The 24,923-nt window shown below is 38.8% G+C and carries 23 protein-coding genes; 15 read left to right on the top strand and 8 right to left on the bottom strand.

The window, feature by feature from the left end:
- Positions 1 to 214 precede the first annotated feature (214 nt).
- Positions 215 to 430 (bottom strand): DUF3820 family protein, encoded by a 216-nt coding sequence (locus ASG14_RS00850; protein ID WP_056086366.1) that lies wholly within the window; start codon positions 428 to 430, stop codon positions 215 to 217.
- 1 nt (position 431) lies between these two features.
- Positions 432 to 3,770, bottom strand: coding sequence for a transcription-repair coupling factor (gene mfd / locus ASG14_RS00845; RefSeq protein WP_056869181.1), 3,339 nt, complete (start codon positions 3,768 to 3,770; stop codon positions 432 to 434).
- Positions 3,771 to 3,976: 206 nt separating this feature from the next.
- On the opposite strand from mfd, the gene ASG14_RS00840 reads away from it, so the two are divergent.
- The 5 genes from ASG14_RS00840 (at position 3,977) to ASG14_RS00820 (ending at position 8,335) form a co-directional block, all read left to right on the top strand.
- The gene (locus ASG14_RS00840) at positions 3,977 to 4,279 is read left to right on the top strand and encodes a DUF2752 domain-containing protein (protein ID WP_056869180.1); all 303 of its coding nucleotides are present in this window, start codon (positions 3,977 to 3,979) and stop codon (positions 4,277 to 4,279) included.
- A 5-nt stretch (positions 4,280 to 4,284) separates the two neighbouring features.
- Positions 4,285 to 4,653, top strand: a complete 369-nt coding sequence (locus ASG14_RS00835; protein WP_056869179.1) for an NINE protein — start codon at positions 4,285 to 4,287, stop codon at positions 4,651 to 4,653.
- 209 nt (positions 4,654 to 4,862) lie between these two features.
- A complete protein-coding gene (locus ASG14_RS00830; protein WP_056869178.1) occupies positions 4,863 to 5,960 on the top strand; it encodes a Nif3-like dinuclear metal center hexameric protein in 1,098 nt (365 codons plus the stop codon).
- Positions 5,960 to 6,703: a zinc ribbon domain-containing protein gene (locus ASG14_RS00825; RefSeq protein WP_056869177.1), complete on the top strand. Its 744-nt coding sequence runs from the start codon at positions 5,960 to 5,962 to the stop codon at positions 6,701 to 6,703. Before ASG14_RS00830 ends, ASG14_RS00825 begins: the two co-directional genes overlap by 1 nt.
- A gap of 138 nt (positions 6,704 to 6,841) precedes the next feature.
- The gene (locus ASG14_RS00820) at positions 6,842 to 8,335 is read left to right on the top strand and encodes a tetratricopeptide repeat protein (protein WP_056869176.1); all 1,494 of its coding nucleotides are present in this window, start codon (positions 6,842 to 6,844) and stop codon (positions 8,333 to 8,335) included.
- Here ASG14_RS00820 and ASG14_RS00815 read toward each other — a convergent pair.
- The 4 genes from ASG14_RS00815 to rsfS form a co-directional block, all read right to left on the bottom strand.
- Positions 8,332 to 9,408 (bottom strand): 3-oxoacyl-ACP synthase III family protein, encoded by a 1,077-nt coding sequence (locus ASG14_RS00815; protein ID WP_056869175.1) that lies wholly within the window; start codon positions 9,406 to 9,408, stop codon positions 8,332 to 8,334. The genes ASG14_RS00820 and ASG14_RS00815 overlap by 4 nt on opposite strands.
- Positions 9,409 to 9,479: 71 nt before the next feature.
- Positions 9,480 to 10,124, bottom strand: coding sequence for an LUD domain-containing protein (locus ASG14_RS00810; protein ID WP_056869174.1), 645 nt, complete (start codon positions 10,122 to 10,124; stop codon positions 9,480 to 9,482).
- A 91-nt stretch (positions 10,125 to 10,215) separates the two neighbouring features.
- A complete protein-coding gene (gene ftsH, locus ASG14_RS00805; protein ID WP_082491278.1) occupies positions 10,216 to 12,240 on the bottom strand; it encodes an ATP-dependent zinc metalloprotease FtsH in 2,025 nt (674 codons plus the stop codon).
- Between the two features lie 28 nt (positions 12,241 to 12,268).
- The gene (rsfS, locus tag ASG14_RS00800; RefSeq protein ID WP_056869173.1) at positions 12,269 to 12,643 is read right to left on the bottom strand and encodes a ribosome silencing factor; all 375 of its coding nucleotides are present in this window, start codon (positions 12,641 to 12,643) and stop codon (positions 12,269 to 12,271) included.
- 44 nt (positions 12,644 to 12,687) lie between these two features.
- Here rsfS and ASG14_RS00795 point away from each other — a divergent pair, with 44 nt between their 5' ends.
- The 4 genes from ASG14_RS00795 to pfkA all read left to right on the top strand — a co-directional run bounded on the left by ASG14_RS00795 (position 12,688) and on the right by pfkA (position 16,711).
- The gene (locus ASG14_RS00795; RefSeq protein WP_056869172.1) at positions 12,688 to 13,464 is read left to right on the top strand and encodes a biotin--[acetyl-CoA-carboxylase] ligase; all 777 of its coding nucleotides are present in this window, start codon (positions 12,688 to 12,690) and stop codon (positions 13,462 to 13,464) included.
- Positions 13,465 to 13,471: 7 nt separating this feature from the next.
- Complete coding sequence (locus ASG14_RS00790) at positions 13,472 to 13,921, top strand: protein-disulfide reductase DsbD domain-containing protein (protein ID WP_056869171.1); 450 nt, start codon at positions 13,472 to 13,474, stop codon at positions 13,919 to 13,921.
- Between the two features lie 122 nt (positions 13,922 to 14,043).
- Complete coding sequence (locus tag ASG14_RS00785; RefSeq protein ID WP_056869170.1) at positions 14,044 to 15,735, top strand: protein-disulfide reductase DsbD; 1,692 nt, start codon at positions 14,044 to 14,046, stop codon at positions 15,733 to 15,735.
- A complete protein-coding gene (pfkA, locus tag ASG14_RS00780) occupies positions 15,728 to 16,711 on the top strand; it encodes a 6-phosphofructokinase (protein ID WP_056869169.1) in 984 nt (327 codons plus the stop codon). Before ASG14_RS00785 ends, pfkA begins: the two co-directional genes overlap by 8 nt.
- Positions 16,712 to 16,756: 45 nt before the next feature.
- Here pfkA and ASG14_RS00775 read toward each other — a convergent pair whose 3' ends face one another.
- On the bottom strand, positions 16,757 to 17,083 hold the full coding sequence (locus ASG14_RS00775; RefSeq protein WP_056086323.1) for a heavy metal-binding domain-containing protein: 327 nt from the start codon (positions 17,081 to 17,083) through the stop codon (positions 16,757 to 16,759).
- A 268-nt stretch (positions 17,084 to 17,351) separates the two neighbouring features.
- Here ASG14_RS00775 and ASG14_RS00770 point away from each other — a divergent pair, with 268 nt between their 5' ends.
- Positions 17,352 to 20,414 (top strand): VIT domain-containing protein, encoded by a 3,063-nt coding sequence (locus ASG14_RS00770; protein WP_056869168.1) that lies wholly within the window; start codon positions 17,352 to 17,354, stop codon positions 20,412 to 20,414.
- 125 nt (positions 20,415 to 20,539) lie between these two features.
- Here the strand turns inward: ASG14_RS00770 and ASG14_RS00765 are convergent, their stop codons facing one another.
- The gene (locus ASG14_RS00765) at positions 20,540 to 21,061 is read right to left on the bottom strand and encodes a 5'-3'-deoxyribonucleotidase (protein ID WP_056869167.1); all 522 of its coding nucleotides are present in this window, start codon (positions 21,059 to 21,061) and stop codon (positions 20,540 to 20,542) included.
- Positions 21,062 to 21,202: 141 nt separating this feature from the next.
- Between ASG14_RS00765 and ASG14_RS00760 the strand changes: the two genes are divergently transcribed.
- The 5 genes from ASG14_RS00760 (at position 21,203) to ASG14_RS00740 (ending at position 24,914) form a co-directional block, all read left to right on the top strand.
- Entirely contained in the window at positions 21,203 to 21,760 is a 558-nt protein-coding gene (locus tag ASG14_RS00760; protein ID WP_056869166.1) for a 30S ribosomal protein S16, read from the top strand.
- Between the two features lie 179 nt (positions 21,761 to 21,939).
- Positions 21,940 to 22,467 carry a ribosome maturation factor RimM gene (gene rimM, locus ASG14_RS00755; protein WP_056869165.1) on the top strand — a complete coding sequence of 176 codons (528 nt, stop codon included), beginning with the start codon at positions 21,940 to 21,942 and terminating at the stop codon, positions 22,465 to 22,467.
- 16 nt (positions 22,468 to 22,483) lie between these two features.
- Positions 22,484 to 23,158: a tRNA (guanosine(37)-N1)-methyltransferase TrmD gene (trmD, locus tag ASG14_RS00750; protein ID WP_056869164.1), complete on the top strand. Its 675-nt coding sequence runs from the start codon at positions 22,484 to 22,486 to the stop codon at positions 23,156 to 23,158.
- A gap of 138 nt (positions 23,159 to 23,296) precedes the next feature.
- The gene (gene rplS, locus ASG14_RS00745) at positions 23,297 to 23,644 is read left to right on the top strand and encodes a 50S ribosomal protein L19 (protein ID WP_056869163.1); all 348 of its coding nucleotides are present in this window, start codon (positions 23,297 to 23,299) and stop codon (positions 23,642 to 23,644) included.
- A gap of 91 nt (positions 23,645 to 23,735) precedes the next feature.
- Positions 23,736 to 24,914 carry a mechanosensitive ion channel family protein gene (locus ASG14_RS00740; RefSeq protein ID WP_056869162.1) on the top strand — a complete coding sequence of 393 codons (1,179 nt, stop codon included), beginning with the start codon at positions 23,736 to 23,738 and terminating at the stop codon, positions 24,912 to 24,914.
- Positions 24,915 to 24,923: the final 9 nt, after the last annotated feature.

The following is a 24,923-nucleotide window of genomic DNA, read 5'->3' as shown; positions in this document are numbered from 1 at the left end:
CAGGCAACAAAAAAAAATAACTGTGAACTAAAACAATTTTTTTGTCTTATTTCACTCTGTTTTCTACACTATACTTCCATGAACTTCTTGATTATCAGGTAATAATAAAACACCATACTAACTAAACAACACAACCGACAGCAAGAATATTCTCCAAAAATTTCTGTGTGCTCAGAAAAATTATACTCCCAGCCGCACAACTTCCCGCATTAAGTTATTTTCCCTTTAGTGGCGTCAAAAGGTATTCCAATCCATTAACCCGAATTTCAAACATAGTTGCCATTAAGTCGCCCAGTTTGCCTTTTGGAAACCCCTTATCTTTATACCAAAGCAGATAACTTTCGGGAATATTGCAAATTAAATAACCTTTGTATTTGCCATATGGCATTTGCATTTTAACCAAATCAAGCAATAGTGTTGGGTCTAGCATTTTAATCAATCAGTTCTAAAGTTTGAATAGCTTCTTCAACCGTTTTCACGTTATCAAAAGCGATGCGCAAAGTATTTTTAACCTCCTTTAAATTGCACATCCGTGGATGATTTTGCGCAAAACTTAAAATCTTTGTAAAAGTCTCTGAATCAAAGTATTTCGATTGCTTATCACTTAAGAAATAACCACGTAAACTATTTTTCTTGAAACTGATTTTCTCGAAACCCAGTTTTTTGCCTAACCATTGCAGCCTTACAACGCTCAACATGGTTTTAACCTGCGGTGGAACAGGACCAAACCTATCCGCTAAATGCTTTTCGAAAACAGCAAGTTCTGTTTCATTATCAAGTTTAGATAATTCGGTATATAAATTGTAACGTTCGGTAATGTTGGTTATGTAAGCATCCGGAATGTATAATTCCAAATCAGTATCTACCTGCGTAAAACCGACATAAGGACGGGCGGGTTCGTTTTCAAACAATCCTTTAAATTCTGCTTCTTTAAGTTCCTGAATCGCCTCATCTAAAATTTTATGATACATTTCGAAACCAATTTCGGCAATAAAGCCACTTTGTTCCGCACCGAGTAAATTGCCACTTCCACGGATGTCCAAATCACGCATTGCAACATTAAAGCCACTGCCCAAATCAGAAAACTCTTCTATTGCACTCAGGCGTTTTCTTGCTTCGGATGTTAAGGTAGATAAAGGCGGAGAAAGCAAATAACAAAACGCTTTCTTATTGCTGCGGCCAACGCGGCCACGCATTTGGTGCAAATCGCTCAGCCCAAACATGTGCGCATGGTTGATGATTATTGTGTTGGCATTTGGAATGTCTAATCCGGCCTCAATAATTGTGGTGGCCACTAAAACGTCTTTTTCTCCGTTGATAAAATCGAGCATTACATCTTCAAGCGCATCGCCATCCAACTGCCCATGTGCAATGCCAATTCTTGCTTTTGGAACGAGTTTCTGAATTAAGCCCCCCAATTGCATCAAATCGTTTACGCGGTTGTGTATAAAGAAAACCTGACCGCCTCTATCCAATTCAAACTGCACCGCTTCCTGAATTAGCTTATCATTAAAAACATGCAATTCGGTACTAACCGGCTGGCGGTTTGGCGGTGGCGTGCTAATTATCGATAAATCCCTGGCGCCCATTAAAGAAAAGTGTAAAGTACGGGGAATAGGCGTTGCCGTGAGCGTTAAGGTGTCAACGTTTACGCGAACAGCTTTAAGCCGCTCTTTGGCGGTAACGCCAAACTTTTGCTCCTCATCAATAATCATAATGCCGAGGTCTTTAAACTTAACATCCTTACTTAGTAAACGATGTGTACCGATTAGTATGTCAACTTTTCCTGCTGCGGCTTCTGCAAGCGTATCCTTAATTTGTTTGTTGGTTTTAAAACGGTTTATGTAATCTACCGTAACCGGGAAATCTTTTAGTCTTGATGAGAAAGTTTTGAAATGCTGTAGCGCTAAAATCGTTGTCGGAACTAAAATTGCAGCCTGTTTGCCTTCGGCAACGGCTTTAAATGCCGCACGAACGGCAATTTCTGTTTTACCAAAACCAACATCACCGCACACCAGGCGGTCCATTGGATGTGGAGATTCCATGTCTTTCTTAACATCCTGAGTGGCCTTCAACTGGTCGGGTGTATCCTCGTAAATGAAGGACGCCTCTAATTCAGTCTGAAGATAGCCATCGGGTGAAAACGCGGTTCCGGCCTGCGTTTTACGTAAAGCGTAAAGCTTAATTAAATCGCGGGCAATGTCTTTAACTTTTTTTTTTGTGGTTTTTTTCAGTTTATCCCAGGCATCGGTACCCAGTTTATTCATTTTCGGAACGCCACTTTCTTTGCCGCTATATTTTGCGATTCGATTTAGCGAATTGATATTAACATAAAGCAAATCGTTATCCGCATAAATTAAACGAATCATCTCCTGGGTTTTGCCATTAACTTCAACCTTTTCCAAACCGGCATATTTTCCAATACCGTGATCTATATGTGTAACGTAATCGCCGGATTTTAGCTCCCTGAGATCTTTAAGCGTAATGGCCTGACTTTTCTGATAACCCTTTTTAAGCTTATACTTGTAGTAGCGGTCAAAAATCTGGTGGTCGGTGTAAAAGGCAGTTTGAATTTGCGCATCAACAAAGCCTTCCCTTAGCATGCTGTTAATTGGTGTGAACTTTGCAGTCTTATCAATATCTTCCAAAATGGCATACAAACGTTCAATTTGTTTGGGCGAATCGGTAAAGATAAAATTCACGATACCGGCTTTCTCATTCTCTTTTAAATTGTGAATAAGGAGGTTGAAATCTTTATTAAATGATGGCTGCGGTCGGGTTTCGAATTCGAAACGATTTTCGGTCTGGTAAAAAAACTGCTTTCCGAACTCTATAATCGGGAAATCCTGAAGGTGATCGCCAAGTAATTTTTCATCAGTAAAAGCGAATTTAGGGTCAATCCATTCGGGGTTTTGCGTCTTATCGGCAAGCGATAAAGCTTTCCAAAGTTCTACTGCCTTTTTAAAGCCAGCTTTAACAATGTCTAACGTAAACTCAACATCTTTAAACCAAAGCTGGGTGTCGCCATCAATGTAATCTAAAATGCTGATGTTGCTTTCCGTTAAAAACTTTGCCTGCACATTTGGCACAATTGTAAGCGACTTAACATCAGCTACAGAAAGCTGACTTTCAATTTCGAAGCTTCTGATGCTTTCCACTTCATCGCCAAAAAACTCGATGCGGTAAGGCAAATCAGAAGAAAAAGAAAAAATATCTACAATACCCCCACGGATGGAAAACTGCCCGGGTTCATAAACAAAATCCCTCCGGTCAAAATCATAATCTATTAAAAACTCATTTATAAAATCGATACCGAGCTTAGCGCCTAAACTAATTTCCAGCGTGTTTTTCTCTAACGCAGACCGGTCAATTACCTTTTCTGCAATGGCTTCAGGGTAAGAAACAACAATTTTTCCGTATTCAGAATCGTGGTTAAGCTCATTCAAAACTTCGGCACGGGCCAAAACATTTGCTGTATCAACCTGTGTAAAATCGAAAGATTTCCGGTAGGATGACGGAAAAAGTAAAACCTGTTTATCCAGAACACTCTCTAAATCAGATTGGAAATAAGCCGCCTCCTCCCTATCAGGCAAAACAAAAAGCAGAGGCTTATGCAAAATGAAGTAAGATGACAGGGCAACAAATGCATCTGCAGAGCCCACTAATCCTTTCAATTGGATTTTTGGATTTTTAGAAGTATTCAACGCTTTGGTAAATTGCGTTACCCTATCGTCGGTTTTGTATCTGTTTATTAAATCGCGAATATTCAAGGCACAAAAATAAGCTTATCTTTTATATTTAACCGTAAACTTCTGTAAAGGTTTTTTAAGTTTGCAGCTACATTTTTGTTAAATGCAAAATATTTCTTCGAACCGGTAAAGCACTTGGTCGTTTAATTTTTAGCGTTGGTCGAATTAATGCCTCTTTCTGTAACAAAACTTTTTCCTTTACTTCTAAACAATATAAAAAGCGAAACATGAAACACTTAAAAAGCTTGCCTTTAGAACTTTTTTTCTGGGTAACAGCGTTAGTGTTAATGGCCGCAACAAATGCAAACGAGCATCACTTTACACTTTGTCCGCTGGCTAATTTAGGCCTTGCAGATTGGTGCCCGGGGTGTGGATTGGGAAGGTCGATAAGCCATATTTTACACGGCGAATTTACAAAAAGCTTTTACGAGCATTGGTTAGGTTTTCCCGCTTTAATAATTATAGTGTACAGAATAATAACATTGATAAAACACAAAACGAGCAAAAAATATTTAACAACAAACACATAGAAATCATGGATATATATCAATCACCTCTAATGTCGTTACCAGGTATAACACCAGAGGAATATTCTTACTTACAACAAGCAACTACCGGCTTAACCGAACAACAATTGCGTAATTTCCTGATGGTTTACAGCAGCAAAAGGAAAAACCCTTCAGATATGTTAATTTTTTGTTTAATCGGCTTATTTGTGGTGCCAGGTTTACAAAGATTCATCGTTGGCCAAATTGGAATGGGCGTTTTATACCTTTTAACCATCGGTTTATGCTTCATTGGGTCTATTGTAGACATTATAAACCACAAAACGCTGGCTTTTGAACACAACCAGAAAATGGTTTTCGAAAGTTTGCAAATGGTTAGAATGGGCGGATTTCAATAATTCTCCTAATTTTTAGAAAAGCAGGGGCAGCAGCAATTTTTAATGTTAGTCCCGCCATACACTACAAGTCCGCACCCGATGAAAATCGGGTTTGCGGGCTTTTTGTTTCTGTCGGGTTTATAAAAAAACGTTTATCAAAACCTAGAAAGTTTCTCGCCCGCCTTATCTTTTAAGCTTCGTATTTTTGCTCAAATCTCTATCTTTATGCCATGAGGTTATCAGAAATAACAAATTATCTGGAAAGCATTGCGCCATTAAACTACCAGGAAGATTACGATAATTCAGGTTTAATAGTTGGCGACCCGAATATGGATATCCGGGCGGCGCTTGTTGCGCTTGATTGTGTAGAGAAAATTGTTGATGAGGCAATTTCTACCGGATGTAACCTGATAATTACCCATCATCCGATAGTTTTTAAGGGACTGAAAAAGCTAAATGGGAAAAACTACGTAGAGCGGGTTATTTTAAAAGCAATTAAAAACAACGTTGCCTTGTACGCTATACACACCAATCTTGATGCGGTGCATACAGGGGTGAATGCCAGAATTTGCGAAAAACTCGGGCTTAGTGGTATAAAAGTGCTTTCTCCAAAAGCTGGATTGTTAAAAAAGCTGGTAACATTTTGTCCGCAGGCACAGGCCGAGCAGTTACGTTCTGCTCTTTTCTACGCCGGCGGTGGAAACATCGGCAATTATAGTGAAACGAGTTTTAATGCAGATGGCTTTGGAACTTTTAAAGCAAATGAAAATGCCGATCCCTTTGTTGGCGAAAAAGGCGTTCGCCACCATGAACAGGAAGTTAGAATTGAACTTATTTATCCAATTCAATCAGAAAGAAAGATATTAGTAGCGCTTTTTGAAAACCATCCTTACGAAGAAGTAGCTTATGATTTATATAACCTTGAAAACAAACACCAGCAAGTAGGTTCGGGTATGGTTGGCTGGCTCGAATATGATATGGAAGCCTACGATTTCCTCCATATGGTTAAAGACAAAATGCAGGCAAAAGTTGTTCGCTATACCTCAGTTTTACCTAAAAGAATAAAAAAAGTTGCAGTTTGCGGTGGCTCCGGAAGTTTCCTTTTAAAAGAAGCCATCGCCGCAGGAGCAGATGCCTTCATTACTGCAGATTTTAAATATCACGAGTTTTTCGATGCCGAAGAAAAACTTATCATTGCCGACATCGGACACTTTGAAACTGAACAATTTACATCAAATTTATTGGTTGAAATTATTCAGAAAAAATTTACTAACTTTGCAATCCGTTTAACGGAGCAAAATACAAACCCCATAAATTACTTGTTTTAATGGAACAAACCGTAGAACAGAAGCTAAAGGCTTTATACGAATTACAAAATATCCACACAAAAATCGATAAAATCCGTCAGGTAAGAGGCGAATTGCCAATGGAAGTTGCCGATCTTGAGGATGATGTGTTAGGATTAGAAACCAGAATTCAGAAAATTAAGGCAGATCTTGATGATCTTGAAGATTCTATCGTAACCCGTAAAAATACAATTAAAGATGCTCAGGCAGCTATTAAAAGATACGATACTCAATTAAAGGAAGTTAAAAACAACCGTGAATACGATGCTTTGACTAAAGAAATTGAGATTCAAGGTTTAGATATTCAGGTATCTGAGAAAAAAATTAAAGAACACGGTTTCGAAATCACTTCAAAAACTGAAATCTATGAAGCTGCAAAAGCTGAATTAGAAGGCAGAAAAAAAGATTTAGAAGTTAAGAAAGGCGAACTTGATGTAATTACTTCTGAAACTGAAAAGGAAGAGCAGGAATTACAAAAGAAAGCTGATAAAGCAGAGCCAACCATAGATGAGCGCTTGTTAGTGGCTTACAAACGTTTACGCAGAAATGCTGTAAATGGTTTAGCTGTGGTAACAATCGATCGCGATTCTTGTTCAGGTTGCTTTAATCAGATTCCTCCTCAACGTCAGTTAGATATCCGTCAGCGTAAAAAAATTATTGTTTGCGAGCATTGCGGACGTATTTTAGTTGATGAGGCCCTAACCCACGAAGTGGCTGAAGCTTAATCTTCAAAACAAATTATTTAAAAAAGTCCCGACTAAATCGGGACTTTTTTGTTTTTGCGCCGAACTCAAAATCTTTTAAAATTATTTAAATGGGTACAGTATTTGTGCATAAAGGAAAATATTTGATTGATAACACAAATGACCAAAAGCTTACGATTCCTATCTGTTCTGTTTCTTTTAATTTTTTTCAACACACAGGCGCTTTTTGCCAATTTCGACTTTAATACCAACTGCTTAAATGCTTACAAAAGTATTTTCGAACTAAAATTAGGAAATGCAAAGGCATACATCTCAACAGAAAAAAAACAACACCCGAACAATTCGATCATCTTTTTGCTCGAAAACTATGTAGATTACTTTACGCTTATCACCTCAGGCAGCAAAACGGACTTCGACAAGCTTAAAGCAAACAAATCTGTTAGGCTTGATAAAATAAGCGATGATGATAAAAATTCGCCCTACTACCTATATGCCCAGGCCGAAATTAATTTACAGTGGGCTTTGATAAGAGGAAGATTTGGCGAGTATTTTAACGCAGCAATGGAGATTCGAAAAGCAAACGCTATGTTGCAGGATAATGCTAAGAAATTTCCCGGATTCTTGTTAAATAATAAAGGCCTTGGCCTTATAAATACCGTGCTTGGTAACCTGCCAGATGGCGCTCTAAAAAGCACGCTGGCAACTTTTGGCATTAAAGGCAATATGGAAAAAGGACTATCCATGCTGGATAAACTTGCCGACGGCCTTCCCAAATCAACCTACGAACCGTTTTACGAAGAAGTGGTTTTCTATTATGCGTATGTGCTAACCGATGTGGCTCATAGTCCTTCTGCGTACTCAAAAACGATGAGATTTACAGAACGAATTGCCGATACGAGCCTTTTAAAATCGTATTTGCAGAGTTACGTCTGCATTAAAACCGCCCATAACGATGAGGCGATTACTATTTTAGCTAAAAGGCCAGAAGGCGGCGTTTATCAGCCATTTCCCTACTTAGATTACCTGGAAGGAGTTGCGCACCTGAATAAGCTGGATTTATCTGCATCAAACTATTTCAATAAGTTTTTACAAAGCAATAAAGGTGCAAACTACATTAAAGATGCAAACCTCCACCTTGCCTGGATTGCGCTGCTTAAAGGCGATAAGTCGAATTATACATCTCTTATTTCAAAAGCCATTAAATCTGGCTACACTTATAATGAAAAGGATAAACAAGCTCAAAATGAAGCTTCGGCACCTGCCCCGCCTGTAGATTTGCTTAAGGCCAGATTCTTATATGATGGTGGCTATTTAACAAAGGCAGCTCAGTTGTTAAATGATAAACAGGCTACAGATTACGCTACCGATAAAGACAAGACCGATTTTAGCTACAGAATGGGAAGAATATTTGATGATTTAGGTAAAGATGACCAGGCACTAACTTACTATCAGGCAGCCATTTCGCAAGGTAAAAACCTTAAATATTACTTTGCATCGAATTCTGCTTTGCAGATGGGCAAAGTTTACGAGAAAAAAGGAAATAAAGCCAAAGCTAAAGAAGCTTTTAATACGGCCATTTCAATGAAAAATCACGAATATGAAAACAGTATAGAAAGCCAGGCAAAGGCGGGCATTAAGAGGCTGGGCTTTTAAAACCGATAAACAAAAGCGTTTATATGCATTCCGGCTCCAACTGAAGCAAACACAGCCACATCGCCTTGCTTAACTTTATATCCTTTTACCTGCTCTTTTAGCACTAAATCTAAAAGCGTTGGTACGGTGGCTACCGAGCTATTTCCCAGCCAGCTAATTGTCATCGGAACCAGGTTTTCGGGTACCTCATCCGAGCCGTACAATTTAAATAGACGCTTCATAATTGCAGTGTCCATTTTTCCATTTGCCTGATGAACAAATACGATGTTTACATCTTCAATGGATAAGCCAGCTTTGTCAATTGCTTTTTTAATTACCTGCGGAACTTGTATAACGGCGAATTCATAAAGCTTTCTGCCATTCATTTTCAGGTAAAGATTGCCATTATCTTCATCCGGATGAGCACTTCTTCCCATTGTTAACAAACCGCCATGTTGCAATGCATGCGTTTCTGTTTTGTGTGCAAGTATACCCGTTTTTTCTTCGGCTGTAACACCCTCAAAAATTACGGCTCCGGCACCATCCGAGAATATCATGCTATCTCTATCGTGCGGGTCGATAATACGCGAAAGCGTTTCAGCTCCAATAACAAGTACCCTCTTCGCATCGCCACTTTTAATATAGTAATCTGCCTGAATACTGCCTTGTACCCAGCCTGGACAACCGAAAATAATATCGTAAGCAACGCAATCCGGGTTTGAAATGCCTAGTCTCTGCTTTACTTTAGATGCGAGCGCCGGCAAAATATCAATGCGGTTGCTGCTTAATGGAATGTCGCCAAAGTTGTGGCAAAATATAATGTAATCCAGCGTTTCCTTATCTATGCCGGCATTTTCAATTGCTTTTTCTGCTGCTATGGCTCCAATTTCATTGCTCAATTGTTCCGGACAAGCATAGCGGCGTTCAACAATTTCAGTAATTTCTGAGAACTTATGGATAATCTCAGCATTTTCTTTTTCTAAACGATTTCCGTTCTCAAAAAACGTCGAGTTTAAAAATTCATCACCGGTAATAATGTTCTCGGGAATATAGCTGCCCGTGCCGATAATAACTGTATTTATTGTTGCGCTCATAATTATAATACCGCATACTAAAACGGTATGTAGTATAAAAATATATTTAATAAATTAGAAATGAAAATAATTTAAGAAAAATCGTCAACAAGGAATACAAAAAGCTCCTTTGGGCCATGTGCGCCTAACACCAACGTTTTTTCAATATCTGCCGTTCGGCTTGGTCCGGTTATGTTGCTGATCATCGAGGGAATTTGACTTCCGTATTTATTTTTTAAAAGCTGAAAAGCATCTTTTAAATCCAAAACCAGTTGGCTTGTTCGGGCAATAACAATATGGTGATGCGGGAAAATGCTTAATCTCCTTCCGGCTGCGCTTTCATTAGTCACCATAACGCTGCCGTTTCGGGCAATTAGCGCTTCGCACATCGTAATACCAACCTCTGCCTGTTCAAAGTCTTTATCTGTTTGGTAGAATGGAAATTCGTATTTGGCCAGAAAATCCTGCAATTCAGGTTCCCAGCAATAAATTTTTCGCCACTTGAATTTATCCGCAAGCTGAAGCATATTTTCGATAAAATCTATACCGTCTTCACAAAAGATGAAATTGCCGGATACTGCGGTAAGCTGTTCGGCAAACAACACCTCTAATTCATCCGTGTTTTTTTTATACAGCGCAGTTTCTTCCAAATTAGGATAAGGATTTTCACGTTTTTCTAAAAGCGCTTTTCTTATCTTCTTTAAAATTTGCTCTTTCGCCGTTGTATTATCTGCCATCTCTTAAAAAATAAAAACCCCGGATTTTTTACATCCGAGGTTTCAAACTTATGCATAAATGTTTTGTTTTAAAAGCCCTTTTGGCTTAAAATTAAGCCTCTACCGGAGGAACGTTGTTTGTTCCGCCTTTGGCCAGCTCTTCAGTAATCTCTGCACCGAAAGGACGTTTGCCGAAAATGTTCTCCAAATCGTCTTTAAATAATACTTCTTTATCAATTAAGATATCGGCAAGTTGAACCAATTTATCTTTATTTTCCTGAAGCAGATTAATGGCTCTCTGGTACTGACTCTCAATTAATGCAGATATTTCCTTATCAATTAAAAGAGCTGTTTCTTCAGAATATGGCTTATTAAAGTTGTATTCGTTCTGGCCTGAAGAATCGTAATAAGTAATGTTACCAAGTTTTTCATTCAAACCATAAATGGTAATCATTGCTCTGGCTTGCTTATTTACTTTTTCAAGATCGCTTAACGCACCTGTAGAAATCGTGTCGAAGATAACTTTCTCTGCTGCACGGCCACCCATTGTTGCACACATTTCATCAAGCATTTGGTGCGGACGAACAATTAACCGCTCTTCTGGTAAATACCAGGCTGCACCTAAACTTTGGCCGCGGGGAACAATGGTAACTTTAATTAAAGGCGCTGCATGTTCAAGCATCCAGCTTACGGTAGCGTGGCCGGCTTCATGAATTGCAATGGCTCTTTTTTCAGACGGGGTTACAATTTTATTTTTCTTTTCTAAACCACCAACAATTCTATCAACAGCATCTAAAAAGTCTTGTTTATCAACCGCTGTTTTGTTTTTTCTTGCTGCAATTAAAGCAGCTTCATTACAAACATTGGCAATATCTGCCCCAGAGAATCCCGGAGTTTGTTTTGCAAGGAATTCTGTATCTAAACCCTCGGCCATTTTAATTGGCTTCAAGTGAACTTCGAAAATTTCCTTACGCTCACGAACATCTGGTAAGTCAACATAAATTTGTCTATCAAAACGGCCTGCTCTTAATAAAGCTTTATCCAAGACATCGGCCCGGTTTGTTGCCGCTAAAATAATAACATGTGTGTTAGTTCCGAAACCATCCATTTCTACCAATAACTGGTTTAAGGTGTTTTCACGCTCATCATTACCACCCATTACACCATTTTTACCTCGGGCACGACCAATAGCGTCGATCTCATCGATAAAAATAATACATGGAGATTTGTCTTTAGCCTGCTTAAATAAGTCTCTAACCCTCGAAGCACCAACGCCTACAAACATCTCTACGAAATCAGAACCCGATAATGAGAAGAATGGAACCTGAGCCTCTCCGGCAACCGCTTTTGCTAATAAAGTTTTACCAGTACCCGGCGAACCAACAAGCAAAGCACCCTTTGGTATTTTACCCCCAAGCACGGTATATTTTTGAGGATTTTTTAAGAATTCAACGATTTCCTGTATCTCTTCTTTGGCGCCTTCTAAGCCCGCAACATCTTTGAAAGTTGTTTTAACATCGTTTTTTTCATCAAAAAGCGTTGCCTTCGATTTGCCAATGTTGAAAATCTGGCCGCCGCCACCTGCACCACCGCCCATACGGCGCATCATAAAAATCCAGAAGGCGATTAGTAACAACACCGGTACAATAATGGTTAAGAACCAACTTGCAAGCGGGTTATTTTTTGTTGTTGGCTGCGCCAAAATTCGTTGGTTGCTTGGAATATCTTTTTGCGAATCAGCAAGTAACTTATCAAGTGCATCCGGCGAGCCAGCAATAAAGTAAGCTGTTGGGCCCGTATTATTATTGAAAGTGCTTGTACTCTTAAACTGTTTATATTCTGGCTTATTTAAACTGTCTTTTTTTATGTAAACCTCTGCTTTTACAATATCATCAGATTTGTAAGAAATGATCTTTTCTACATCGCCTTTTAAAAGCATTTGCGTTTCAAACGTTCTGTAAGATACTTCTTTTCCGCCTTCTGTTGTGAACAGGAACTGTGCAGCAACAATAGCGATTATTATGGCAGCATAAACCCAAAAAATATTAAATTTTGAAGGTTTCTGGGGCTTTTTAGGAATATTTGGCAACTTTTTACCGGGTTTGCCGTTTTCGTTTGTATTTTGATTATCGTTCATTTGTTTCGTTCAAAAGGTGTGGTTATGGTTAGGCGCTCTGGTAATTTGTGCTCTCGGCATCGCCCCATAATTCTTCTATGCCATAAAAGTGGCGCTTTTCGGTTTTAAAGATGTGCACAACCACATCAAAGTAATCTAAAATTACCCAATCAGCAGATTCAAAACCTTCTTTATGTCTTGGGTCTGTTTGCGTGGCTTTATATATTTCCTTTTCTACACTATCGGCAATAGCTTTTACCTGCGTTGCAGAATTTGCGCTCGCAATAATGAAATAATCCGCTACTGATGTATGAATGTTTTTGAGGTCCAACCGCACAATATCTTCTCCTTTTTTCTCTTGTATGCCGTGTACGGCCAACTCAGAAAGGTATGTAGAAAGGGCTACTATTTTCTTTTTTACCATTAAAATGCTTTAATTTTGGAATTACAATAATATAAATTCAACACTTGCAAAATAACACTTTTTCGACACTATTTGTTGGTCAAAATTTCATCAAATTAAAAGAGGTTGATTCTACTAATAACTATTTAAAGAAACTGACTTCAAATTCCGAGCCATTACCCGAAGGTACTGTAATTATGGCAGATCATCAGTTTGCCGGACGAGGACAGCAGGAAAGCGTTTGGCAAACCGAACCGGGTAAAAATATCAGCGCAAGCATCTATTTAAAACCATCTTTTTTGCCCCTAAAAAAGCAGTTTTATTTAAATATGGCTGTAAGTTTAGGAGTATCTGAAGCCCTTTCTGATTTTCTTCCGCACCCGGTAATGGTAAAATGGCCTAATGATATTTATTACAATAAAAAGAAACTTGGTGGCATACTTATAGAAAACACACTGACAGGTTCAACCATTAAATCAGCGGTTATTGGAATAGGGTTAAATATAAACCAACAGAACTTTACCGGACATTTAGGCGCCAAAGCAACATCTTTATTTCAAATTTTACATAAAGAAGCAGATTTAGAGTTTGTTATGACTAAAATATTCGTTTATATGGAAAAATACTATCTAAATTTGAAATCAGGAAAGTACGAGTTTCTACATCAGCAATATTTGAAATGCCTGTTGAACTATAACCTAAGCGCCGGCTATCGTCAGAATGGTAGGGTTTTTGAAGGAATAATTAGAGGCGTGGAAGATAACGGCTTGCTAAATATGGAAATTGATGGTAACTTATTTACGTTCAATTTTAAAGAAATAGAATACATACACACAAATTAAACACATAATGAAAAAAATCACCTTAGTATTGTCGCTGGTTTTATTTACCATTGCGGGGGCATTCGCCCAAATCGAAAAACCAGTTACATGGGCTTACGTCGCTAAAAAGACGAGTAAAACTGAAGCTACTTTATACATAAAAGCGTCTATTGAAGACAGATGGCATATTTATTCTCAAAACGTAAAAAGTGGCGGACCTGTAAAAACGACTTTCACATTTTCACCTTCAAAAGATTTCAGCCTGGTTGGTAAAACTGCAGAACCAAAAGCGATCGTAAAATACGAAGACACATTTAAAATGAATGTTAGCTATTTTGAAGATCAGGTAATTTTTCAGCAAAAAATAAAGCTTAACAAAGGCGTTACTGCGGTAAAAGGTAAAGTTGAGTTTATGGTTTGTAATGATCGCCAATGCCTTCCGCCAGAGGAAGTTGAGTTTAGCATTCCGGTTAAATAATAATATCCACAAACAGAAAGAGTTCCGAACATTCGGAACTCTTTCTGTTTAAAGTAAAATCTCCAGTTCGCTTTCTTTTACATCATCGTTTTGTGTATTTTCGCCAGAATAAACACACACACATGAAAAGGGTTTTATTGTTACTTATGCTGACTGCAATATTTTTTGCGTTGCCGGCTTCAAAAAGTTTTGCCAATACAAAGCAAGACACAACCACATCTGTGCCAGATGATATCCAGTTTACGGAGGTAGGCTCCGCACAAGATAGCGCAGCAAACAGCGTGGTTAAAGATTCTGCAGCTAAGCATGAAACAGTGGCGGTTGTTAAAACAGCAAATGAAAAACCTGTAGAGACCGGTTCATCGAAATCACTCCTTTCCATATTTGCCGCAGGCTTCATCGCTGGCCTGATTGCTTTTTTGCTTCCATGTATTTTCCCCATGGTGCCATTAACAGTAAGCTATTTTACAAAACGAGCCGAATCCAAAGGCAAAGGAATACAGGGAGCCATAATTTATGGCGTATCTATCATTGTAATATATGTGGTTTTAGGCTTGCTGATTACCTTAATATTTGGTGCAAGTGCTTTAAATGAGCTAGCTACCGATGGCTTCTTCAATGTATTTATCTTTTTAATATTACTAATTTTCGGGATATCGTTTTTAGGCGCTTTCGAAATTACGCTACCTAGTTCATTTGTGAACAAAATGGATTCTAAATCAGATTCCAAAGGCCTAACCGGAATATTTTTTATGGCAGCTACGCTAGCGGTAGTTTCCTTCTCATGCACCGGGCCACTTATCGGCACCTTATTGGTAACCGTTGGGCAAACCGGGGGCTTTTTAGCACCGGTTATGGGTATGTTCGGTTTCTCCCTTGCACTGGCTTTAATATTTGTAGTGTTTGCAATTTTCCCTAGCTGGATGACTTCACTACCAAAATCTGGTGGCTGGTTAAATGCAGTAAAGGTTGTTTTAGGTCTGATTGAAATCGCTCTGGCTTTAAAATTTTTATCAACGGCAGATCTGGCCTACCATTGGGGAATTTTAGACAGAGAAGTTTTTATTGCCATTTGGGTTGTAATTGCCTTCATTTTGGGTTTTTATTTATTAGGAAAAATAAAGTTCTCTCACGATAGTGATTTGAAATACGTATCCATTCCAAGATTATTTTTAGGCGGTGCAGCATTTGTATTTGCGTTTTATTTGATTCCTGGTTTGTGGGGCGCTCCATTAAAGGCAGTTAGCGCTTTGGTGCCACCACTGTCAACGCAAGATTTTGTATTGAACCAGGAGAGCGGAACCATAGTCGATTCAACAATAACACACCCAAAAAGAAAGTATGCCGACTTTTTGGAAATTCCCTTAAAAATTGATGGTTTCTTTGACTATCAGGAAGCACTAGCTTACGCTAAAGAAAACAAGAAGCCACTTTTCCTCGATTTTACTGGCCACGGTTGCGTTAATTGTCGGGAAATGGAAGCAAAAGTTTGGTCAGATCCGCGGGTGCTTAGAAAGTTAAAGGAAGATTATATTGTTGTGTCTTTATACACTGATGATAAAACAGCTTTGCCAGAAGGCGAACAATTCTATTCCAAAATACTATCAACCAAGGTAAATACGGTAGGTAAAAAGTTTAAACACCTGCAGGCAGAAAGATTTAATACAATTTCGCAACCTTATTATGTACTTTTGGGTACCGATGAAAAAGAATTAGTTTCTCCTCCAATCGGAGTAGAATTTAACATTGACAAATATTTGCAATATCTGGATAAAGGACTTTCAGAATTTGCTAAGAAACAAACAAATGAATAAGATAAAGAACATTGGTGTTTTAACCTCCGGAGGGGATTCTCCGGGCATGAACGCCGCAATTAGGGCTGTTGTTAGAGCCTCAATTTATTATGATATTGAAGTAACAGGTTTCCTTCGTGGATATGAGGGCCTAATCACAGACGATTGTATGCCTATGGATCGCAAATCGGTGGCGAACATTATACAGCGTGGAGGTACAATTTTAAAAACAGCACGTAGCGAAGCTTTCAGAACCGCTGAAGGAAGAAAAACTGCTTACAATAATTTAAAAAACAGGAACATCGATGCGCTTGTTGTCATCGGTGGAGATGGAACGTTTACCGGCGCAAATGTTTTTGCAAATGAGTTCGATTTTCCAATTGTTGGTTTACCAGGCACTATCGATAACGATTTGGCGGGTACCGATTTTACAATTGGCTACGATTCGGCTATAAACACCGTTATAGATGCGGTTGATAGAATCAGAGACACTGCCGAATCTCACGACAGGCTTTTCATTGTCGAGGTTATGGGTCGGGATTCCGGCCTAATTGCCCTTCGAAGCGGTATTGGCGTTGGCGCTGAAGCAATTCTTATTCCTGAAGCCAATATGGGTGTAGAAGATGTGTTGCATAAACTCGAACACAGCCGTAAAGATAAATCATCAAAAATTATCATTGTAGCCGAAGGAGATGACGCTGGTGGTGCTTTCAAAGTTGGTGAAATTCTCCAGTCAAAATACCCGCATTACGATACGAAAGTTTCTGTACTCGGCCACATCCAACGTGGTGGTAAACCCACTTGTATGGATAGGGTTTTAGCCAGCAGGTTGGGTGTATCGGCGGTAGAAGGTTTAATAAATGGCGAACGTGGCGTAATGGCCGGTCAGGTAAACCGCGAAATGGTTTTTACCCCGTTCGACCACGCGATTAAACACATCGATGCAGAAAAAGTAAGCTCTACCTGGATAAAACTAATCGATATATTATCCTTTTAAATCAACTATCGGATGTTCGGGCCGCAATCCGGACATCCGATAGCTCTACAAATTTTCGAGGATTACAGCAGTTCCGCTTGCAGTTACCATAAGCATGCTCCCGCCTGTTCCAACGGTTTCATAATCCAAGTCTACACCAACAATTGCATTGGCGCCAAGTGCTGCGGCATACTGTTGCATTTCGTTTACGGCGGTATCTTTAGCTTCCCTTAAAACCTGCTCATAAGCGCTGGAGCGGCCGCCAACAATATCCCGTATTCCGGCAAATAAATCTTTAAAAATGTTTGCCCCGATAATTGTTTCTCCGGTAACAAGACCAATGTATTTTACAATTTTTGTGCCCTCAACAGAAGGCGTTGTGGTTACTAACATAGGTTGATTTTTTTTAGTATTAGAACGGTTTCTCAACCAAATGTTACATTTTTTTTTCGAAAAGCAAGGTTCTGTTTTCCATCTGTTCCACCTCTCCTGCTATTCATTTCAAGCTGCGCAATAGAAAAAATTGCTACGCTTTACATTGCTATCAGGTTTGTTTAAATTTGGTTTTTGGTGCTATTTCCGCTTCAACCGCAACCAGGTACAAAAATAAATTTATGTAATCCTAACAAGATTTGCATCAGTTTAAAAAAGACCAACTGTTATGAAGCCATCTAAAACCCTAATCACTATCTCCCTAATTTTACTTGCATTTTTTTCACAGGCGCAAATGCCTGTACTGAAAATTCAGCAAGCCGAAACAGCGCAGGAAAAGGAAGCTGTTAAGCTTAAAAAAATAAGTATCGATGTTCAAATCACCGGAAATATTGCAACCACCGTTATGACGATGACTTTTCATAACAGCAGTAGCCGGATTTTAGAAGGAGAACTTACTTTTCCAATGCCTGAAGGTGTAAGCATTAGCCGATACGCGTTAGATATAAACGGTAAGATGCGTGAAGCCGTTCCTGTTGAAAAAGCAAAAGCGACTGAAGTGTTTGAAAGTATCGAACGGCGTAGAGTAGACCCCGGTTTGTTAGAAAAAGTTGAGGGCAATAACTTTCGAACAAGAATATATCCTTTACCCGCACACGGCAGCCGGACTATAATTGTCGGCTACGAAGAAGAACTCAATTTTAGTAGCGGTAATGCTTTACGGTACCATTTGCCTTTAGATTATAGTCAGCCCATAGAGAATTTCTCCCTAAAAACAACTGTTTATGAAAGCATTATTAAACCTGAACTTGGCGAATTACCAGACGGCAGCTTCGATTTAAAGGCCAACGGAAATACCTATGTTGGCGAAATCAACAAAACCAATTATCAACCCAAAAACGGTTTAATAATTAATCTCCCTAAAAGAAATGATTTGCCTGAAGTGCAAATGCAGAAAGCATCCAACGGCTATTATTTTCTGGTAAACGTTTTCCCAAAAACCCAAAGCCGCCCAAGACAATGGGCAAATCAAATCGGTTTAATCTGGGATACTTCTTTAAGTGGTTTGCAGCGAGATGTTGAAAAGGAGTTGGAACTTTTGGGATTAATTATAAATGAGAAACAAAACCTAACCATAGAATTAGGCCTGTTAAATAACAATTTTAAAAATGGCGGAACTTTTAACATCACAAACGGAAACTGGGCATCATTAAAAGCGAAATTGGAAAGCTTGGTTTATGATGGCGGTACAAACTTTAGCGCTGTAAATGCCCTGCACTTACCGGCTGATGAATATCTTTTTTTTAGTGATGGCTTATCAACCTTCGGTAACAATACCCTGGCTTTAGTTAAGCCGGTTCATTGCATAAATACATCACTCAAGGCCGATTTTAGCACCTTAAAATACATCAGCCTAAAAACAGGCGGTCAGTTTATAAACTTAAATTCAGTTTCAGTAAGCGAAGGTTTTAAGCATTTGAATCAGCAGAATCTACAATTTTTGGGCATAAAAAACGGGTCTGATATTCGCCAAAGCTACCCATCTATGCAGGTAAGCGTAAACGGACACTTTTCTGTAGCCGGAATTTTGAACGGCTTAAATACCGAGTTTGTTCTTCAGTTTGGCTACGGAACCACGGTAGTTGCATCTCAAACCATTCGCATCAATGCAACTGAACATGCTTTAAACAGCATGGATATAAGCAGGGTTTGGGCGCAAAAGAAAATCTCTGAAATGGATATTCAGTACGAAGAGAATAAAGATGATATTAGTGTTTTAGGCAAGCAATTTGGAATCGTAACAAGGAATACAAGTCTTATTGTTTTAGAAAATTTCGAAGATTATTTGCGCTATGACATTACACCACCGGCAGAATTGCGCACCGCGTACGAGTCTGTTTTAAAGCAGCGCAGGGTCGACATTCTAGAGCGTAAAACTGATTTGCTAAATACTGCAGTTGCAATGAGTAAGGATTTGAAGACCTGGTGGAACACAAATTTTTATGATAAAGAACCCATAAAGAAGCAAGATGATTACCCGACTCCGGCACCGATCGCAATGGTGGAGCCTGCGCCCGCAATTCGAAGGGCGGTACAAAATGGCGTGCCGGCGAGAGACGTTGTCGCTGTAGTACCGCCGCCGGCTAGGCCCAAAAGCAGCCCTCCTGCAAGTTCTGGTATTGGCAAACTGGACGAAGAGAAGTCATTAAACGAAGTTGTAATAGTTGGTTATGCTGCACAAGCAAAGCGAATGGAAACCACAAGCGCAATAGCTGTAGTTAGACCTCAGGCCGATGGCGTAAACTCGCCCCTGCAAGGTCGTATTGCAGGCTTAAACATTCAAAATAAAAACACAGCCAGAAATGTAGAAACACAGCCTGAAATTATTATACCTGAATTTAAAAGCGATAAAGATTACATGAAAAATATGGTTGGAAAACCAGATAGCGCTTATCAATCTTATTTAAAAATGCGCCCGGATTATATAACCACGCCAATGTTTTATTTTGATGTTGCCAACTGGTTTTATTCAAAAAAAGACAGCGTAAGGGCACTAACTATTCTAAGCAACATTGCCGATTTAGATCTGGAAAATGCCGATTTATACAAAACCCTGGCCTATAAATTAAAACAAACAGGAAATTATAGAGAGGAACTTTTTGTAACCCACAAAGTGTTGCAATGGCGCCCCATGGATGCGCAAAGCTATCGCGATTATGCTTTGGCGCTGGCCGATAATGGTCAGTACCAAAAATCGCTTGATAATTTATATAAGGTACTAACTCAAAGCTACAGTGCTCAAACATCCGACAGCAATGAGGGCATTGAAGAGATTATCATTCCTGAAATCAACAACCTGATTGCCAAACATGGTAATAAACTAAATGTAAAAGGAATTGATAAAAGGTTAATTCAACCGTTACCTGTTGATGTGCGTGTGGTGTTAAGCTGGAATAAAAATGATACTGATATTGATTTGTGGTTAACTGACCCGACAGGTGAAAAAGGTTATTATGGAAACAGCAGAACCAAAATTGGTGGCCGCATTAGCAATGATTTTACTTCAGGATATGGGCCAGAGCAGTTTATGATTAAGAAAGCCGTAAAAGGCAAATATAAAATAGAGGTAAATTATTTTGGCGACAGGCAAATTAACATCAGTGGACCAACAACCGTAACTGCAGAAATTTATACCCGTTATGCAACCGGGAAGCAACAAAGAAAAGTAATTGTGTTGCCAATAGCTTCGGGTAATAGGGAGGGAAATCTGGTTGGAGAGTTTAACTTTTAGTTAGAGCCTCAAAAAAAAGCCTTAAGCAAGGCAAGAACATTTAAACATCGCTTAAATGTTCTTGCCTCGCTTAAAAAAGTTTAAATCTAGCTCATCACTCAGCTAAAAAACCAATAGAAAAATTTTTAAAGCAGCAATGCCGCCACCTCTTCCCAGGTGTTTACGCGTTCATATTCTGTAACCAATAAATTATGTGGTGAAGTGAAAAGTAAAGGCCTCCCCTGGAAATTAACGAAGTTTTTGGTACGGTCATCAATAATAATATCCGCTTGAATAATTTTATTTCCGCAGAAAATAATGTGTTGCCAGTCGATAAAAGGAAAGTGCTCCTCCAGCCAATCGTATTTATCTACCAGAGAGTTGCGAAATTCCATGGCAGCCGAAACAATGTAAACATCGTATTTTTGTTGTAAAGCTTTAATCACACGCTGACTGTCGGCAATAACGTCTAAATCCCGAAAAAAGCCAGGCTCATTTATGTATTCAAACCATTTTTGGTTTACATCTTGTGGAACATGGTGATAAATTTCGTTGCCGGCATCAATTTTCAAATCCAGCGGCACGTTGTAATCTCTATTGTAAAGTTTAATAAATTTCCCAAGGGCATCGGCAATAACCTCGTCCATATCAATGGCAATTCTTTCCATATTCTATCTGCAAATATTAGGAGGCAAATCTCCTGAAAATAAACAAATTAAACTATGTTTTTAATTTGCAGATTTTTTTTATCTTTGCAGCCCGCAACACGAAGTTCCGGGAATATGTTGTATACATAAACAAAAAAAGAAATGGCAACCAAAATCAGATTGCAAAGATTCGGTAAAAAAGGAAAACCTTTTTTCCACGTAGTAGTAGCAGATTCACGTGCTCCACGTGATGGTAAATTTATTGAGCGTTTAGGTTCATATAACCCAAACACCAATCCTGCAACTATCGAAATTAACTTCGAAAAAACTTTAGCTTGGGTTAACAAAGGTGCTGAGCCTACTGATACAGCTCGTGCCATCCTATCTTACAAAGGCGTTTTGTACAAAAAACACTTAGAAGGTGGTGTTAAAAAAGGTGCTTTAACTCAAGAACAAGCTGATGAGAAATTCACTGCTTGGTTAGATGCTAAAGCAGGTAAAATTTCTGGTAAATCAGAAGGATTAGCTACTTCAAAGGCAGACGCTCGTAAAACAGCTCTTGCTGCTGAAGCTAAGAAAAAAGAAGATAGAGCAGCCGCTATCGCAGCCAAAAATGCACCAGTTGCTGAAGAAGAAGTTACTGAAGAAGCACCAGCTGTTGAAGCTGAAGCAACTGAAGAAGCTCCTGCAGCTGAAACTAAAGAAGAAGGCGCAGAATAATTTTTATTATTTTGTTTTGAAAAATAGCGTTCCGAATTTCGGAGCGCTATTTTTATATAAAGAGATTTTTATCGGGTGTCGTTATTGGAAGCTATGCATCAAGACCGATACTCGACAGCAGATTACACCTGATGACCAGTCAGGCTCGTAATCGTTATCAATACTGAATTTGCAGGTTTATGAAACACGAAGAAGCATTTTATATAGGCTACGTTACAAAAAGCAGGGGGCTGAAAGGTGAGGTTCAGGTTTTCTTTGAATTTGACGAGTATGAGCAATTAACATTCGATGTCGTTTTCGCAGATATGAACGGCAAACTTGTGCCTTACTTCGTTTCATCTGCAAAACTACAAGCCAATAAAACGGGCTATTTCAATTTTGACGATGTAGATCATATCGATAAGGCTCAGGAGTTGTTAAAAAAGAAGCTCTATTTACCGATTGCCCAAAAGCCCGAACGTGATGAAAACGAATTTTTTTACACGGATTTGAAGGGCTTTACCGCTATAGATGAAACATTAGGCGAGCTTGGCGAAATTATTGAAGTAAATGAATACCCTCAACAGTTTATTGCAACGGTTTTATACAACGGAACTGAAATTCTGTTTCCGCTTAATGAGGATTTCATTATTGAAATTGACGATGAGGAGAAAATCCTAACGCTTGGCTTGCCTGAAGGTTTGCTGGATATTTATCTTGAAAATTAAACCCTAAATTTGACCTATGCGTTTCGATATTATAACCGTTTTGCCCGCTTTACTGGAAAGTCCGTTTGCCCATTCTATTTTACAAAGGGCGCAAAAGAAGGGTATTGCTGAAATTGTTTTGCATAATCTTCGTGATTACGCAACCAATAAACAGAAAAGTGTAGATGATTATCAATATGGAGGTGGTAGCGGTATGGTTATGAGCATCGAGCCCTTCGCAGCCTGTATTGAAAAACTTCAGGCAGAGCGAAATTACGACGAAATTATCTTTATGACGCCTGATGGAGTTACCCTAAACCAAAGTACAGCGAACGAACTTTCAATAAAAGAAAACATCATCATTTTATGTGGTCATTATAAGGGGATAGATCAGCGCATAAGAGACATTTTTGTAACCAGAGAGATTTCTGTTGGCGATTATGTTTTAAGTGGCGGAGAACTGCCCGCTGCGATTGTGGTAGATGCTGTGGTTCGTTTGATTCCCGGAGTTTTAAATGATGAGACTTCTGCCCTTTCTGACAGTTTTCAAGGAGAGCTTTTAGATGCGCCTGTTTATACCCGGCCAGCAGATTGGCGTGGACATAAAGTGCCCGACGTGTTATTGAGCGGACATGAAGCAAAAGTAAACGAATGGCGCCATGAACAGGCTTTAGAGCGTACTCAGAAACGCCGGCCTGACCTTTTGGAATAGAAGCATTTAACATATTGGAATGTGGAATTCTAAAAGATTGTGGAAAAAATTAAATTAGACTTTTTTATATCAAAATATTTCCCTAATATTGCAATCCGATTTTCAAGGTAAAGAAAGTTGGTTTAATAGCTTAAAATCATGGATTTAGTAAAATTTGTTGAAGAGCAGGCCATCGCGAAAAAAGATTTTCCTGCGTTCAAGTCTGGCGATACAGTGAGCGTACACTATAAAATTCGCGAAGGTAATAAAGAACGTGTTCAAATTTACCAGGGTGTTGTTATACAACGTAACAGTGCAGGTGCAAACGAAACTTTCACTGTTCGTAAAATGAGCAACGGTGTGGGTGTAGAGCGTATCTTCCCTGTAAATTCTCCAAACATTGAGAAAGTGGAAGTGAATAGCTATGGTAAAGTTCGTAGAGCGAAATTGTTCTATTTACGTGCTTTAACTGGTAAAGCTGCCCGTATTAAATCTTTAAGAAAATAATATTCTTTATTACAAGATATAAGCCTTCACGATTCAAAATCGTGGAGGTTTTTTTGTTTCCATTATATTTGTCGAATAATTTAAAGCCGGTATGTTAGATTCAGCATTTTTTGAGCAAACTTTTTGGGGCAATACCGTAAAAGCTTACTGTTTGTTTAGCGTTATTCTTTTGCTGGGCCTACTGTTCAAAACCATTGTATCAAAGCTTTTAAGTAAACTGTTATTTAAGTTATTTAAAAGCTTTTCGCAACAAAATCACGATGAAACTTTTGTCGGATTGCTGCTCAAACCGATAGAAATCTTTATTCTTTTTTCTACCCTGTATCTCTCTATAAATCAACTTAAACATCCATTAGAGGTAACGGTTTTTCATTTCAATAAATTAGTTGGAAAAGTTAAAGAACACATTCCGGTAACCATTGGCGAATGCATCGACAGGATATTTTTGTTTTTAATTATTCTTTCAATCTTCTGGATTTTCCTTCGGATTATAGATTTCATTTCGCATGTTTTAACTTATAAGGCATCGCTTACGGAAAGTAAAGCCGATGACCAGTTGGTACCGTTTTTAAAAGAGTTATTTAAAACCATTGTTGTTTTTATTGGCTTTTTTACGCTCTTGGGTTTTGTGTTCGAGGTTAATGTTTTAACCCTAATAACCGGATTAGGAATCGGCGGTATTGCGATTGCCCTGGCCGCAAAAGAGAGTCTGGAAAACTTACTTGGCTCCTTCACTATTTTCCTCGATAAACCTTTTACCGTTGGCGATTTGGTTAAAGTTGATGGCGTAGAAGGAACAGTTGAAAAGGTTGGTTTTAGGAGTACACTTATCCGTACAACCGAGAAAACAATGGCAACCATTCCGAATAAGGGGATGATAGATGGCGTTTTGGAAAACATGAGTTTGAGGAATTTCAGGCGGGTGAAATTTTCATTCGGAATAACCTATGAAACCAATGCCGAAACCATTAAGAATATCGTTGATGAGATAAGAACATACATTAGGGAACACCAGGATACCAGCGACGACGGCAATGCGTATTTTGAAGGTTTTGGTGATTCTGCTTTAAATATTGAAGTTATTTATTTCGTTTCAATTACAGCCTACAATGATTATTTATCCATAAAGCAGGAAATCAATTTCAAAATTATGGAAATCGTAATGCGTAACAAATCCGATTTTGCGTACCCAACCCAAAGGCTGATTAGTGATAAGCCTGCAGCTTCGGCCACAGCAGAAAAAGAAGTTGGAAATGATACAACCGATTAATTAAAGGCT

The organism is Pedobacter sp. Leaf194 (genome assembly GCF_001423945.1).
In the GTDB taxonomy this organism is placed as follows: domain Bacteria; phylum Bacteroidota; class Bacteroidia; order Sphingobacteriales; family Sphingobacteriaceae; genus Pedobacter.
Note: the sequence above shows the minus strand (reverse complement) of the source record. Positions and strands in the feature narration are given on the sequence as shown.

Excerpts from the sequence above, each read along its gene's own strand:
- ASG14_RS00850 (WP_056086366.1), bottom strand. The coding sequence starts at position 430 with ATGCTAGACCCAACACTATTGCTTGATTTGGTTAAAATGCAAATGCCA.
- ASG14_RS00770 (WP_056869168.1), top strand. The coding sequence starts at position 17,352 with ATGAAGCCATCTAAAACCCTAATCACTATCTCCCTAATTTTACTTGCA.
- ASG14_RS00830 (WP_056869178.1), top strand. The coding sequence starts at position 4,863 with ATGAGGTTATCAGAAATAACAAATTATCTGGAAAGCATTGCGCCATTA.
- ASG14_RS00815 (WP_056869175.1), bottom strand. The coding sequence starts at position 9,408 with ATGAGCGCAACAATAAATACAGTTATTATCGGCACGGGCAGCTATATT.
- pfkA (WP_056869169.1), top strand. The coding sequence starts at position 15,728 with ATGAATAAGATAAAGAACATTGGTGTTTTAACCTCCGGAGGGGATTCT.
- ASG14_RS00840 (WP_056869180.1), top strand. The coding sequence starts at position 3,977 with ATGAAACACTTAAAAAGCTTGCCTTTAGAACTTTTTTTCTGGGTAACA.
- ASG14_RS00810 (WP_056869174.1), bottom strand. The coding sequence starts at position 10,124 with ATGGCAGATAATACAACGGCGAAAGAGCAAATTTTAAAGAAGATAAGA.
- rsfS (WP_056869173.1), bottom strand. The coding sequence starts at position 12,643 with ATGGTAAAAAAGAAAATAGTAGCCCTTTCTACATACCTTTCTGAGTTG.
- ftsH (WP_082491278.1), bottom strand. The coding sequence starts at position 12,240 with ATGAACGATAATCAAAATACAAACGAAAACGGCAAACCCGGTAAAAAG.
- rimM (WP_056869165.1), top strand. The coding sequence starts at position 21,940 with ATGAAACACGAAGAAGCATTTTATATAGGCTACGTTACAAAAAGCAGG.
- rplS (WP_056869163.1), top strand. The coding sequence starts at position 23,297 with ATGGATTTAGTAAAATTTGTTGAAGAGCAGGCCATCGCGAAAAAAGAT.
- ASG14_RS00740 (WP_056869162.1), top strand. The coding sequence starts at position 23,736 with ATGTTAGATTCAGCATTTTTTGAGCAAACTTTTTGGGGCAATACCGTA.
- ASG14_RS00825 (WP_056869177.1), top strand. The coding sequence starts at position 5,960 with ATGGAACAAACCGTAGAACAGAAGCTAAAGGCTTTATACGAATTACAA.
- ASG14_RS00835 (WP_056869179.1), top strand. The coding sequence starts at position 4,285 with ATGGATATATATCAATCACCTCTAATGTCGTTACCAGGTATAACACCA.
- ASG14_RS00765 (WP_056869167.1), bottom strand. The coding sequence starts at position 21,061 with ATGGAAAGAATTGCCATTGATATGGACGAGGTTATTGCCGATGCCCTT.
- trmD (WP_056869164.1), top strand. The coding sequence starts at position 22,484 with ATGCGTTTCGATATTATAACCGTTTTGCCCGCTTTACTGGAAAGTCCG.
- ASG14_RS00760 (WP_056869166.1), top strand. The coding sequence starts at position 21,203 with ATGGCAACCAAAATCAGATTGCAAAGATTCGGTAAAAAAGGAAAACCT.
- ASG14_RS00790 (WP_056869171.1), top strand. The coding sequence starts at position 13,472 with ATGAAAAAAATCACCTTAGTATTGTCGCTGGTTTTATTTACCATTGCG.
- ASG14_RS00820 (WP_056869176.1), top strand. The coding sequence starts at position 6,842 with ATGACCAAAAGCTTACGATTCCTATCTGTTCTGTTTCTTTTAATTTTT.
- ASG14_RS00775 (WP_056086323.1), bottom strand. The coding sequence starts at position 17,083 with ATGTTAGTAACCACAACGCCTTCTGTTGAGGGCACAAAAATTGTAAAA.
- ASG14_RS00785 (WP_056869170.1), top strand. The coding sequence starts at position 14,044 with ATGAAAAGGGTTTTATTGTTACTTATGCTGACTGCAATATTTTTTGCG.